General features: G+C 53.5%; 9 protein-coding genes. 6 read left to right on the forward strand and 3 right to left on the reverse strand.

The features are described from left to right. Positions 1-115 precede the first annotated feature (115 nt). A complete protein-coding gene (wecB, locus tag TH19_RS05420; protein WP_181846322.1) occupies positions 116-1,228 on the forward strand; it encodes a non-hydrolyzing UDP-N-acetylglucosamine 2-epimerase in 1,113 nt (370 codons plus the stop codon). Here wecB and TH19_RS05425 read toward each other — a convergent pair. Next, the gene (locus tag TH19_RS05425; RefSeq protein ID WP_181846323.1) at positions 1,218-1,997 is read right to left on the reverse strand and encodes an EF-hand domain-containing protein; all 780 of its coding nucleotides are present in this window, start codon (positions 1,995-1,997) and stop codon (positions 1,218-1,220) included. The two genes, wecB and TH19_RS05425, sit on opposite strands and share 11 nt — an antisense overlap. 206 nt (positions 1,998-2,203) lie before the next feature. On the opposite strand from TH19_RS05425, the gene TH19_RS05430 reads away from it, so the two are divergent. The 4 genes from TH19_RS05430 to TH19_RS05450 all read left to right on the forward strand — a co-directional run bounded on the left by TH19_RS05430 (position 2,204) and on the right by TH19_RS05450 (position 10,575). Next, a complete protein-coding gene (locus TH19_RS05430) occupies positions 2,204-4,558 on the forward strand; it encodes an ATP-dependent helicase (protein ID WP_114101329.1) in 2,355 nt (784 codons plus the stop codon). 77 nt (positions 4,559-4,635) lie between these two features. Further along, complete coding sequence (locus TH19_RS05435) at positions 4,636-5,517, forward strand: 50S ribosomal protein L11 methyltransferase (protein WP_114101330.1); 882 nt, start codon at positions 4,636-4,638, stop codon at positions 5,515-5,517. Between the two features lie 365 nt (positions 5,518-5,882). Further along, entirely contained in the window at positions 5,883-6,968 is a 1,086-nt protein-coding gene (locus TH19_RS05445) for an HD domain-containing phosphohydrolase (protein WP_114101332.1), read from the forward strand. A gap of 19 nt (positions 6,969-6,987) precedes the next feature. After that, positions 6,988-10,575, forward strand: coding sequence for a PAS domain S-box protein (locus TH19_RS05450; protein WP_114101333.1), 3,588 nt, complete (start codon positions 6,988-6,990; stop codon positions 10,573-10,575). Positions 10,576-10,584: 9 nt separating this feature from the next. Here the strand turns inward: TH19_RS05450 and TH19_RS05455 are convergent, their stop codons facing one another. Together TH19_RS05455 and TH19_RS05460 are read right to left on the reverse strand one after the other, a co-directional pair. After that, positions 10,585-11,322: an SDR family oxidoreductase gene (locus tag TH19_RS05455; protein WP_114101334.1), complete on the reverse strand. Its 738-nt coding sequence runs from the start codon at positions 11,320-11,322 to the stop codon at positions 10,585-10,587. A 194-nt stretch (positions 11,323-11,516) separates the two neighbouring features. After that, the gene (locus TH19_RS05460) at positions 11,517-11,708 is read right to left on the reverse strand and encodes a hypothetical protein (protein ID WP_114101335.1); all 192 of its coding nucleotides are present in this window, start codon (positions 11,706-11,708) and stop codon (positions 11,517-11,519) included. Positions 11,709-11,956: 248 nt separating this feature from the next. On the opposite strand from TH19_RS05460, the gene TH19_RS05465 reads away from it, so the two are divergent. Continuing rightward, positions 11,957-13,981: an aminopeptidase P family protein gene (locus tag TH19_RS05465; RefSeq protein ID WP_114101336.1), complete on the forward strand. Its 2,025-nt coding sequence runs from the start codon at positions 11,957-11,959 to the stop codon at positions 13,979-13,981. The last annotated feature ends 50 nt before the right edge of the window (positions 13,982-14,031 follow it).

Genomic DNA, 14,031 nt, shown 5'->3' on the forward strand with positions numbered 1-14,031 from the left:
GGCATAACAGGCAAAAAATACCGATACCAAAGAGGGTTAGATGTCATTTCCCTTGTCTATTAGGGTAAGGTGATGGTCGAATTTTGCCGATGATGACTGGTTGATGCGAACGCAGATGAAACTTCACCTGATTGCCGGTGCACGTCCCAACTTTATGAAAATTGCACCTCTGTGGCGCGAGCTGCACCGCCATGAAGTCATCCGGCCATCCTTCATCCATATGGCGCAGCACCGTGATGACGCGATGGCATCCATGATCTGGCGCGAACTGGGTTTGCCCGATCCGGACCATATCCTTGAATGGGACAGGCACGGGGATGAAGACGTGCTGGGACAGATGATGGATCAATATCTGGACCTGTGTCGTTTAGATCGCCCGGATGCCGTTTTGGTGGTCGGGGATGTCACTGCATCCCTTGCCGCCGGAAAAGTTGCTTACGAGAGGGGTATTCCGCTGATCCATCTGGAAGCCGGTTTGCGATGTTTTGATCTGTCTGTTCCGGAAGAACGCAATCGGATCGAAATTGATCAAATGGCGGATTTGCATTTAACACCGTCGCAGGATGCCGATGTCAATCTGTTGGCCGAGGGGATCGACTCTGATCGGATCAGACGGGTCGGAAATATCATGATTGATACATTGATGATGATGGGCGGGGCGATCAAACGGGACGGGATTCTTGATCGTCTTGAACTGCGTGGTCAGGATTATGTCGTTGTGACATTACATCGACCGGGCAATGTCGATACGCCCGATACGCTGTCTTCTATCTGTCAGCAGCTGTGCGAAATTGCCAGACATATTCCTGTATGTCTGCCGCTTCATCCGCGAACGCAACAACAGTTGGCGCTTGGTGGCCAAATCACCGTCCTTGAAAAGGCAGGGATACGGTTGTTGCCACCATTGGGGTATTCGGCCTTTGGCCGTCTCATCCGTGATGCGAAATTGGTGATCACGGATTCCGGCGGTGTTCAGGAAGAAACAACCTGGCTTGGCATTCCCTGCCTGACCTTGCGGCCATCAACCGAACGACCCGTTACCGTGACGGATGGGACGAACCGTCTTGTCAGAGTCTCGGAGCTGGCCAGCACAGCAATTGATCATGTTCAGCGGAGCAGGGCCGAAACACACCCTGTCTGCAAAATCCCGCTTTGGGATGGTAAAACTGCAAGCAGAGTGATTAGAGAACTTGATCAGTTCCGATTGTCAGAGGCATTCAGGAAATAACCTGTGCCAACAGTTTGCTGCCAAATGTTTCGCGCTCGATATCAAAGCCTTGGGCATTGCTCGATGATTGCTCGTTTATCGCATCTGTATCGCTGCTGCTGCTGTTATCAGGCAGGCTGCTTTGGGATGGTGTGGCGTCCTGCGGGGCTGCTGCCATAATTTCTGACAGGCTGACCATGCCATCCTCGTTGGTGTCAAGCGGATCAAACGTGCCGTCGGGGCCCATGGCGGCCGCCATGCTGTTCAGCATGCTGTCTTCGTCGGTGCCAGCGCTATCACCGCTGGCAGGCATGGCCCCGCTTGGTGGCATCATGGATGCAAGATAGTCATCCTCGGAAATGCTTTCGGCTTCTGAACCGGCCATGACATTCCAAAGATTTTCTGACATCTCGCTTGTCACGTCATCCGGGGCGGCGGCCATGAACTCGTCCTTGGTCAGGGTGCCGTCACCATCGGTATCCATGTCCGAAAACAGGCGCTGTGCGTCAAAGCTGCTGTTGCCGTCGGTTGTGGTGCTGGTTTCCTGCAATTCAAGCAACATCGACATGATCGAGTCTGAAAGCTGACCTGTTATGGCCTCGCTTTGCGATGTCAGATCGCCCATCGCATCCGAAGCGCCAGAGGTGCCGCCGCTCATTGCGAGAAGTGAAAATCCGCCAAGGCCCTCAAGGCTGGATGCGTCGTCGCTGCCTTTCGAAGAACCCGCAGCCTGACTGTTTTGACTGAGGATTTGCGCGATGCTGCCGCTCATGCTGCTGATGCCGCTCATTTTCTTGCCTTCGTTTAGAATTGCGTTGTTATCTGAATTCACGGGGAAGGCTGAAAAAACTGGCGCACAAATATTGATTTTCTGAGGGGGACGCTCGGGAAAGGGTTGGTGGATGTTCCTGTTTTGTTGCAGAATGGAAAAAATACCCGGCCGCATCCCATGCAAGGCTGGTCCTTGGAACACAGCGTGATATATATGCCGCCATGATGGATGATCCCTTCGAAATTGATGAATTCGCCGCCAGCCCGGAAATGCGTCTTGGTGATGCGCCGGCCCCGGCATATCTCGACAATCTGAATGCCGAGCAGCGCGATGCTGTCGAAACGCTTGACGGGCCGTTGCTTGTGCTTGCCGGTGCGGGCACTGGCAAAACGCGGGTTCTGACCACGCGCCTGGCGCATTTGCTTGAAACCAAGGCCCAGACAGAGCGCCTGCATCCCCAGCAAATCCTTGCCGTGACCTTTACCAATCGTGCGGCAAAGGAAATGCAGGAACGTGTTGCCCATGCCCTTGGTCGTCCGGTCGAAGGATGGTGGCTGGGAACCTTCCACTCGTTATCAGCACGTTTGTTGCGTCGTCATGCCGAACTGATCGGGCTGCAATCAAACTTCACGATCCTTGATAGTGACGATCAGGTCCGTCTGCTTAAGCAGATCATGGATGCCGAACAGATCGATCCGAAAAAATGGCCGGCCAAGCAATTGATGGGCATCATTCAGCGCTGGAAGGACAAGGGACTGACGCCCGAACGGGTCAATGAAAGTGTTGAGTTCGCCAATGGCGGGGCCAAGCATCTTTACAGGATTTATCAGGAACGTTTGAAGGTCCTGAATGCGTGCGACTTCGGTGATTTGTTGCTGCATTGCCTGACCCTGTTCCAGCAACATCCCGAAGTGCTGCGCCAGTATCAAAGCACCTTCCGCTATATTCTGGTCGATGAATATCAGGATACCAACGTTGCGCAGTATCTGTGGCTGCGCGCGATGGCGATGGTTCATCGCAATATCTGCTGTGTCGGTGATGATGACCAGGCGATCTATAGCTGGCGCGGGGCCGAGGTCGGCAATATCCTGCGTTTTGAATCCGATTTCCCCGGTGCCAAGGTGGTGCGACTTGAACAGAATTATCGTTCAACGCCGCATATTCTGGCCGCCGCGTCAAAACTGATCACTTTTAACGACGGGCGTCTGGGCAAACAGCTTTGGACGGAAATCGACACTGGCGAAAAGGTCTTTGTCAAAGGTGTCTGGGATGGCGAGGCCGAGGCACGGCTGGTCGGCGAAGATATCGAAGCCCTTCAAAGCCGGGGCATTGGCGCGTCCCAAATGGCCATTCTGGTGCGTGCCGGTTTCCAGACCCGTGAATTTGAAGAACGGCTGATCACGCTGGGTATCCCGTACCGGGTTGTCGGTGGTCCACGCTTTTACGAGCGTCAGGAAATCCGTGATGCGCTGGCCTATATCCGTCTGGTCGCGCAGCCCGATGACAGTCTGGCCTTCGAGCGTATCGTCAATGTGCCCAAGCGCGGGGTTGGCAAGGCAACGCTTCAGACCTTGCATCAATATTCCCGTGATCAGGCAATTTCATTGCCATCGGCGGCGCGTGATCTGATTGATACCGAAGAACTGAAACCCAAAATGCGCCAAGCCATCGGCGGATTGCTGGGCGATTTTAAACGCTGGCGCGAGATGCTGGCAGGCAGTTCCCATGTCGAGGTGATTGAAACCGTCCTTGATGAAAGCGGCTATACCGATATGTGGCGCACATCAAAGGAAATCGATGCGCCGGGCCGCCTTGAAAACCTTAAGGAACTTGTTTCCGCCATTGGCGAGTTCGAAAATCTGACCAGCTTCCTTGAACATGTTTCACTGGTCATGGAAAACGAGCAGAATGACGCGCAGGAAAAAGTCACCATCATGACCCTGCACGCGGCCAAGGGGCTCGAATTTGACTATGTCTTCTTGCCCGGTTGGGAGGAAGGTGTTTTCCCCCATCAGCGCGCCATGGATGAAAGCGGGGTCAAGGGCCTCGAAGAAGAACGTCGTCTGGCCTATGTCGGGATTACCCGCGCGCGCAAACGTGCGACGATTTTGTATGCCGCCAACCGGCGCATCTATAATCAGTGGCAATCGGCCCTGCCGTCGCGCTTTGTTGATGAATTGCCCGATGAGCATATCGAACGGATCAGTGATACCGGACTTGGCGGGCATGGGGGCAACCATTCGCCTGGTGCCTGGGGTTCGGACGACTGGATGAAAATGCCAAGCTGGGCCAACGAGGGGTCAAGCAACCGCAATCCGGTTTCCGGTGCATCCGAGCGCAAGTTCGCCTCCAGCGGGTGGCAGGATCGCGTGCGCAAAAACGTGATTGATGTTAAGCCTGATGGTGAAACCAGTTATTCGACCAATTCGAAATCATCGAAATACAAGGTTGGCGATGCTGTACGTCACCGGAAGTTCGGGCCGGGAACGGTGCGTGCAGTCGACGGCAACAAGCTGGAAATTCATTTCGAGGGTGTCGGTACAAAGAAAGTGGTCGACAGCTTCATCTTGCCGGGGTAAGCCCCGATGCAAATATTCACGGAATACCGAACTAACCGGGCGGCGATCGCAAGCGGCCCTGACAAGCGAGAAGCGAAATGACCGAACCCGTTCTTTGCTATAACTTCCAGTTTGAAGTTGATGGCGCATATGCCGAGGCCTTTGCCGAAGCACTTTATGATTATTGCGATGCGCTGTCGCATTTTGAACGTCCCGGTGATCCGACCGCACCTTGGCGGATCGAAGGTTTTGCCGGTGCCTATTTCGACAAGGGTGCAGTTGAAACCGCCGTTTCGATCATGGCGTCTGCGGTCGGGATTGAAAGCCCGGTTGTGACTTTTGGTACTTATGAGCCAAAAGACTGGGTCGGTGAAAACCTGCGCAGCTTCAAGCCGATTTCGGTTGGCCGGTTCTTTGTCCATGGTTCGCACTGGGAAGAAGACCTTCCGGTTGCCAAGCTTGGTCTTCAGGTTGATGCTGGTCTGGCATTCGGTTCCGGTGAACACCAGACCACCAAGGGATGCCTTGCCGCGATTGACTGGGTGGCAAAACGCGGCCCGCGTTACAATGCGCTTGATATGGGTTGTGGGTCGGGCATCCTTGGTATGGCCTGTGCCAAAACCTGGCGCAGCACGGTGATGATGGCCGATATCGATGCTGCATCGGTTCGCGTCGCGCAGGAAAATGCCAAGATCAACCAGATCGCCGATTTGGTAACTGCAATCCACTCCAACGGTTTCCAAGACAAGCGCGTACGTGAAGCCGGTTATTACGACATCATCTGCGCCAATATTCTGGCCCGCCCGCTGCGTGCGATGGCGCATGAACTGACCAGCACGCTTTCCGAAGGCGGTGTTGTCATTCTGTCGGGGCTTTTGTCCCATCAGGAACAGTTCGTTCTGTCAGCTTATCGTGAAGTCGGCCTGTCGCTGATCAAGCGGTTCAAGGTCGAAAACTGGACGACGCTTCTGGTCGGTTGATTATATCCCGACCTGTGATGCAAAGGGCCGCGCAGTTGCGCCTTTTTTGTTGTCCGGTTCCTGATGGTCAATGAACGAATGAAACCTTTGCTATACTTTTGGGTCGGAAATTTTGCCGGATTCGGACCAGATCTGCTGGGTAAAACGGGTGTGATTGGTTGGCTTTGTGAAGCATATCACATTGGCGAAACGGAACCTGAAATTCAAAAAGTAAATAATTTCAGTATCTACGTGGGAGTTAATCCAAAAACCGCAAAATGATCCCTATATATACAAGTATTAGAATGTTGCGTTTACTAATACGTATGTATAGTAACCCGAAGGAGTGAGAGCCACAATGTGTTAAGTCAGTAGGGGAGAGTTCCTTGGCTGAAGCTGAACATCGAATTCTGATAGTTGATGACGAAGCGGTCATCCGTAAATTGCTTGCGCGTATCCTTGATCGCGCCGGATATCAGATTGTGGAGGCCGTTGACGGCCTTGATGCGATCGAAAAACTGCATCAGAACCCCGCATTGCGGCTTGTCGTTTCTGATCTCAGGATGCCCAATTGCGGTGGTCTTGAACTGGTCCGGCGTGCGATCAACGAGTTTCGCCGTGATTTCGAATTCATCCTGTTGACCGGGGATGGTGACAAGTCGGATGCCATCGGCGCACTGCGTTTGGGTGTCCGGGAGTTTCTTGACAAGCCGGTGGACCGTGCTGATTTTGAAACGGCTGTAACGCAGGCGCAGGAACGATTACGTGAACGGGACCTGGAAAGCGAACGTATCCGCAAGCTCGAACTTGATAATGTCAGCCAATCGAAAACCCTTGATGACATCACCCGCAAGCTGGGCGGCGCAGAACAGGAAATGGTCGACCGACTTAGCCTGATTTCCCAGTATCGCGACATTGAAACTGCGGAACATTGTGTGCGTGTCGGTCTTTATTCCCAATTGCTTGCCGAGATGTACGGGCTTGATACCCAGACCCAACGCACCATCAGGCTTGCCGGTATTTTACATGATATCGGCAAGGTTGGCGTGCCCGACGAGGTGTTGCTTAAGGAAGGCCCGCTGACCGATAGCGAGTTCGAGGTGATGAAGCGTCATACCGAAATCGGGTTTGCGATGCTGAATTCATCAAATAATCCCGTGCTGGAGCAGGCGGCAATTATTGCACGCAATCATCATGAAAAATGGGAAGGCACGGGGTATTGCGTTGGCTTGTCCGGCGAAGAAATACCGGTGATTGCCCGCATAGTATCGATTGCGGATGTCTATGACGCCTTGCGCAGTTCGAGGCGATACAAGCCACCATTTAGCCACCTTGAGGCCGTGGACATCATTACCAGAGGCGATGGCCGAACCGCGCCCGGAATGTTTGATCCGACCTTGCTTGGATTGTTTGCAGAACATCACAGCCGCTTTGAAAGCATCTTTGACGGGATGCCCGATCAACTGGTGTAAGACCGGAGACGTTTAGACGATGCGCCAAAACGTAGATGTGATTTTGCAACGGACGCGAAATCGAATTTCTGATTTCATGCTTTTGGTCATGGCGATTGGCGGGTTTCCGGCACTTGTTGCATCGGTGATGCGCGAAGCCAGTCAACAATTCTGGCTGGTGGAGCTAATCCAGATTGCGGTGTTTCTTGCGGTTGTGACCGGTTTGGCATTGCGGCGCGGATTGGAAGTCAAAACAAAGGCCCGTGTCATTATCACCGCAATGACGGCGCTTTCATTACTTTATATCGTGATGTTTTCACCGGCCAGTGGCATGGCACTGATGATCGTGTCTACGGTGACGGTTGCCGTGTTCTACCCGCTTGGTATCACGTTGCGATATGCCGTTTTCTGTTTTGCGACCATTGCAGTGATCGGGGGCATACGCGTTTACGGGCTTGATGATTTCCTGTTTCCCGATGCCGGGACTGTTCCGCATACCCTACCTGTCTGGGTGGCGACCTTGTTTGGGTATGCATGGATGAGTTCGGCCATGGTGGTTGGTGTCATCTGGATGCGACAGGCATTGTTGCAGCTAAGTGTTGATCAACTGCGTTCCCAGAACGAGCTGGTGTCGGGCAACAAGTTTCTGGAACAAATCCGGGTCAGCGCGGGGGAAGTTGCCAGTTATTTCTCCTCCCTTGACCGGATCGAAAATGTTTCCTTCCGGCCAACACTTGAACGCTTTGCCGAACTTCTGAATTGCGAACGTGCCAGCCTTTGGCTGCAAAACGAGGACGGCGATGTTGAGTGCGTGGGTCTTTATGACGCCAACGACGCAAAGGCGACGCATGATGGTCTTGTTTTGAAACGCAAGGACTTGCCACGCTATTTTGCCGCCCTCGAAACCGGACAGGCAATTGATGCCGAAAATGCGATGGAAGACCCGCGTACATCCGAATTTACCGAGCATTATCTGCGCCCACTTAACATCCGGGCAATGCTTGATGTGTCTCTAATGTCGGTTTCCGGACGTATGGGGGTTTTGTGTTTTGAAACGACCGGGCGCACACGCGCATGGCGTCCCGATGAAATCGTTTTTGCCCATATGGCCGGTGGTCTATTGGCTGCTGCTGCCGGGATAAAGTCGGTCATGGAGGTCGACGAAGAACTGAACTTCTCGCGCCGCCGGTTCGAGGCCGTGGCCAATTACACCTATGACTGGGAAAGCTGGATTTCATCGGAAGGAAAACTCGTTTGGGTTAACCCGGCGATTGAACGTGTCCTTGGCTATAGCGTGGCAGAATGCATGGAAGTGGCGGATTATCCATTGCCATTCGTTGCACCGGAAGACCGCGACCGGGTGCGCCATTACCTTGAAGAAGGTCTGACTGGCCTTTCGGGCAATGACCGCGAATTTACCGGTTTGCACAAGAATGGACGACGGGTTGGAATTGCACTGTCCTGGCAGCCGATTGCGGACAGTGACGGGACCAATATGGGGATAAGGGTCAGTTGCCGGGATGTCACCGATCGGATTCGTCAAAGACGCGATCTGGAGTTGGCAAAAAGCGACCTTGAAGCCAATCAACGCCGTCTAAGGGCACATTTCGATAATGGAAAGATCGGGGTGTTCTATTGGAAACCGGATCGAACCATCATCGAGGTGAATGAAACTGCCTGCCAGATGTTTGGTTATACGGCTGGCGAGTTGGTGGGACGGCGTCTTGAAATGCTTGTGCCGCATGACGAACGTCATCGCCTTGGATCGCTGGTCGATCAAATCATGCAAACTAAGAACAGCGTGAATAACCGTTTTACCAATATCGGACGAGATGGCAGCAAGCTTATCTGCGAATGGTATGAAAGCCCGATATTTGATGCGAATGGTGTTCTGGATTGCATTGCGAGTTTCGCACTCGATGTCACCGAACGTGAACGGTATCAGGAAACGCTTGAATCGATTTATCGCGGTGTTCGTCATCAGATCGGCGCAGGGTTCTTTGACAATCTGACCAAGGTTCTGTGCGAGACCCTTGATATGGCCTATTGCCATATTGCTGAAATCTCGGGGGGACGTGTGAAATCGGTCGCCTTTTATGCACCTGATAACAAGGTCAGTGGCCTTGATTTCGAACTGGCAGGTTCCGGTGCAGAACGGGTTATTTCGGAGGGCGTTTTTGTCTGCGAAGATCACTTCGCCGAAGCAATGCCCGGTGTGCCGCCGGTAACGCAAATAGAGGTGTCCGGTTATGTCGGTGCAGCCCTTTATGATAACTCCGGACAGCCAATTGGCGTGATTGTCACGATTTCGGACAAACCGCTAAGAGATCCGGAATTGGCGCGATCCATTGTCGAGGTCTTTGCATCACGCGCCTCGGCCGAGTTGCAGCGCATGTTGTCAGAACGCAAACGCGAAAAGCTTGAACAACAACTTCGTCATTCGCAGCGGATGGAAACCATTGGCGTTCTGGCTGGCGGGATTGCGCATGACTTCAACAATATCCTGCAACCGATCAGCGGGTATGCGGAATTGCTTTATACCGACTTGCCAGAAGATTCGCCGCTTCGTGACGATGTTATGGAAATCCGGCACGGTGCAGACAGGGCGCGGGATCTGGTTCGACAAATCCTGTCATTCTCGCGGAATTCGGAAACTGAACGTTCGCCGATTGATGTTGCATCCATGATCAAGGGGACGGTGCGCTTTGCCCGTGGTTCGTTGCCGTCAAGCGTATCCCTGACGACCAGCATTTCGGCAGAATCCGGGTCTGTCTTGGGGAATGCGACCCAGCTTGATCAGTGTCTGATGAACCTGATTACCAACGCCTATCATGCTGTTGGCGAGGCGGGCGAAATTCGGGTTGAAGCCGGACCGTTCGAGTTGACAGATGACAGTGCCGAAATGCACCCGCTTCTGACGCCGGGTTCCTATATCCGGATTTCGGTGATCGACAACGGCACCGGCATGGATGCCGAAACGGCCAAGAAGATATTTGACCCGTTCTTTACCACCAAGGAGCCGGGCAAGGGGACTGGATTGGGGCTTTCGACGGTTCACGGCATCATTGCCGGACACAAGGGTGAGGTCACGGTCTATAGCCGATTGGGCCAAGGCACGCGCTTTTCGATCCTGTTGCCGGAATTTGAACGCCTTGAAGAAGAATGCAAGCGGGTTGCGCGTGGCGAAATGACACGAGGGGTGGGGCATCTTGCCGTGGTCGATGACGAGGAAAAGAACCTTAAGCTTTGTTCTAGAATGCTCGAACGGATCGGCTATAGCGTTAAGACATTCAATAGTGCTGCCGATGCAATTGCAGCGATTAACGCACCTGATGCCTCATTTGACGGACTTTTGACGGATCAGACCATGCCGGAAATGACAGGTGTCAAACTTGTCGAAACACTGCGCAAAGGTGGCCATGATATTCCGGTGGTGGTCATGACCGGCTATGCCTCGGATGAGGTTATTGCATCATACAAGGCACTTGATGTGCATGCGATCTTGGCAAAGCCGGTTGATGTGGTCGAGTTGCACGATGCGCTGGAAGGTGCCTGCAATCGTACCAAAGCCAACAATGACAGTTCCATTCCTGCACGGGCGATGCCCGATGTCGCGCATGACAGTTAAGAGGAAAGCTTATCGTCCGCCTCCGACATCGAGGATGGCACCCGTTACATAGGATGCGTCGTCTGAAACCAGCCAATAGATGCTTTGTGCAATTTCGTCTGCTTCGCCCGGACGGCCAAGCGGGCAGTTGGGACCAAGTTCGCCAACCCGTTCAGGGCGCCCGGCACTGGCATGGATTTCAGTGTTTATGATGCCCGGACGAACGGCATTCACGCGAATGCCTTTGGGGCCAAGTTCCTTGGAAAGGCCGATGGTAAGGGTATCAATCGCGCCTTTTGATCCAGCGTAATCGACATATTCCCCCGGTGATCCAAGTTTGGCCGCAACCGAGGACACATTCACAATGGCACCACCGGATGGAAGCGCACGGGCGGCTTCGCGCGCGACCAGATAGCCACCCAGAACATTGGTATCAAACACGTTTTTCATGCGTTCGATATCCATGTCTGCAAGGGTACTTTGGGGGGCGACAATGCCGGCATTGTTCACAACACCATCAACCGAGCCAAATCTGTCACGCGTGGCGGCAAAAAAACCAACCACACTGGCTTCGTCGCGGACATCGCATTGATAGGCAAACGCATTGCCTGCGACACCGGCCTGTTCGCACAATGCACAGGTTTCATCTGCACTTTGCCGGTTGCCGACAAAGCTGATGGCAACATTCCAGCCTTTTGCTGCAAACAGCACAGCCGTCGCCCGGCCAATGCCGCGTGATCCACCGGTAATCAGGATAGTTTTGGACATGGTTCACCCGCCTGGATGTTATGTGTTTTCAATACTATGGCGCGGGTGATGGAGGCAGGTCAAAAAGAAACGGCCCTGCTGTGGAGAAGCAGGGCCGTCTCAGAGGGAAAAGACAAAAAAGACCGCAAGGATCATGAACCGTGATCCTGCGCTTCGTCACTGCATGTCTCACCATTCCGGGCGGGACTGATCCTTTAATCCTTGTCCTTGGTGTCTTCAGAACCGGCAGGGGACCGGTCTGTTTCATCGTCTGCCAGATGGGCAGGGCCAATATCAAGACCGAGCGCAGCTTTGCGACCAATGGTCAGGCGCTCAAGGCCATCATAGGCCGTCTGACGACGACGCGATTGTACGACACTCAGGGCAGTAATAGGAAAACGGATCACCGTTCATGGTCTCCTGCAAATTGACGTCCCGACGGGCCATCTTTTTGTCACGGAGATGTAATAAGTTAATCTTTGACTAATGTGCATTGCGAAGCTTGCAACGCATTCATACCTCTGACGCATGTGGGGATATTACCGAGCAGAAGAAATATTTTATAAAATATGCGAAATATCTTTGCGGCTTGCATGTATTAGGTAATAACCCTTACATAGTTCCAACTGCCCCACATATGAAAACGAGGACGTTTATGACCATTTCCGGTGATGCCCAACTCGCGACCCTTCTGGAACGCGATAATGTCGACAAGGATGTTAGCGCTGTCATCTCTTTGATTGATGGTGTGCTTGCGGCCGCCGATGGTGATACGCGGACCGACTGGATTGATCTGGTTTGTGAAGCACCAAGCGAAGAATTGGCCTCGGCCCTGCTTGCGTTGCGCGATGAACGCAAAGGGCTGTTTAAAACAGCAAAGGCCGATTTCGTCGCGTCCGACCGCGTAAGTGCGATGCGTACTTATCTTGCGGCAAAGGATTTGGACGGGTTCATCATTCCGCGTGCGGATGAACATCAGGGTGAAAATGTTCCGGCCCGTGCCGAACGTTTGGCATGGATGACCGGCTTTACCGGGTCGGCCGGTGCGGCGGTGGTTCTGGCCGACAAGGCAGCGGTGTTCGTTGATGGTCGCTATACCATTCAGGTCCGTCAGCAGGTGGACCGTGATCTGTTTGAATATCGGCATCTGGTCGATGAACCGGTGGTCGGCTGGTTGCATGATAATCTTAAGCAGGGGCAGAAGCTGGCCTATGATCCGTGGCTTCATACCGTGCAGCAGGCCAATAATTTGCGTGCGGCTTGCGAAGGTGTCGGGGCGGAACTGGTTGCCATTGATACCAACCCGATTGATGCGCTTTGGCACGATCAACCGGCCATGCCACTTGGCCCGGTACGTCCGCACCCGATGGAATATGCTGGGAAATCCAGTGCCGAAAAACGCAGCCAGATTGCGGGGCTTTTGTCGCGCCTGTCCTGTGATAGTGCCATTTTGTCCGCACCCGACAGTATTGCGTGGCTTTTGAATATTCGTGGTGCAGATGTGCCGCAAACCCCGCTTGCGCTTGGTTATGCGATCATTAATGGGGATGCGTCGGTCGAGCTGTTTATGGATGAACGCAAACTGGCTGGCGAAACTGGTGCCTGGTTGCGCGATGAAGCAACCCTGCGCGCGCCGGGTGAATTGGCCGATGCCCTGAAGGCAATGGGTAATCAGGCAGTGCGTCTTGACGAGGCAACGGCGGGTGACTGGCTGCGTATGCAATTGGACGAGGCGGGTGCAACTGTTCGTGTTGGTCGTGATCCGGTGGCCTTGCCCAAGGCCTGCAAGAACGAGGTCGAACTGGAAGGTTCGCGCAAGGCGCACAAACGAGACGGCGAAAAAATCATCCGCTATTTCAAATGGCTTGATGAAACTGCAATCAATGGCGATATCGATGAACGTGTTGCGGCGGACAAGCTGTTATCGCTGCGTGCCGAAGATCCCCTGTTCCGGGATTCCAGCTTTGAAACCATTCCGGGCAGTGGTCCGAACGGCGCGCTTTGCCATTATCGCAATACCCCTGAAAGCAACCGCAAACTGACAGCGGGTGAAATCTTCCTGATTGATTCGGGGGGGCAATATCTGGATGGCACCACCGACATCACCCGTACCACCATTGTCGGCGAACCAAGTGCTGAACATCGCGATCGCTTTACCCGTGTGCTTAAGGGGCATATCGCGCTGGCGCGTGCGGTTTTCCCGGTTGGCACCACCGGTCAACAGCTTGATACCCTTGCACGTATGCCGCTTTGGGAAGCCGGTCTTGATTTCGATCACGGTACCGGACACGGTGTTGGCAGTTATCTTGGCGTGCATGAAGGTCCGCAACGTATTTCCAAGGCGGCCAATACCATTGCCCTGAAACCGGGCATGGTTCTGTCGAATGAACCGGGTTTCTATAAGGAAGGCGAATACGGCATCCGGATCGAAAACCTGATTGCGGTTTGCGAGATTGATGCACCGGCCGGGGCAGACCGTCAGATGCTTGGTTTTGAAACTCTGACCTTCTCGCCGATTGACCGCAAACTGATTGATCCGCAAATCATGACCGCGGATGAATTGCAGTGGCTTAATGATTACCACGCGCAGGTCTATGCCATGTACGCAGATGATCTGGATGAAGACCATCTGGAATGGCTGCAGATGGCAACAGCGCCAATCAAAAAGAAAGCCGCATGACCAGGGGGGTACATTCCGCCATATGAAAAGCACGGGCCGCTTCGATCATC

Origin of the sequence: Thalassospira profundimaris (assembly GCF_003326675.1) — a bacterium.
GTDB classification, from domain to species: Bacteria; Pseudomonadota; Alphaproteobacteria; order Rhodospirillales; family Thalassospiraceae; genus Thalassospira; species Thalassospira aquimaris.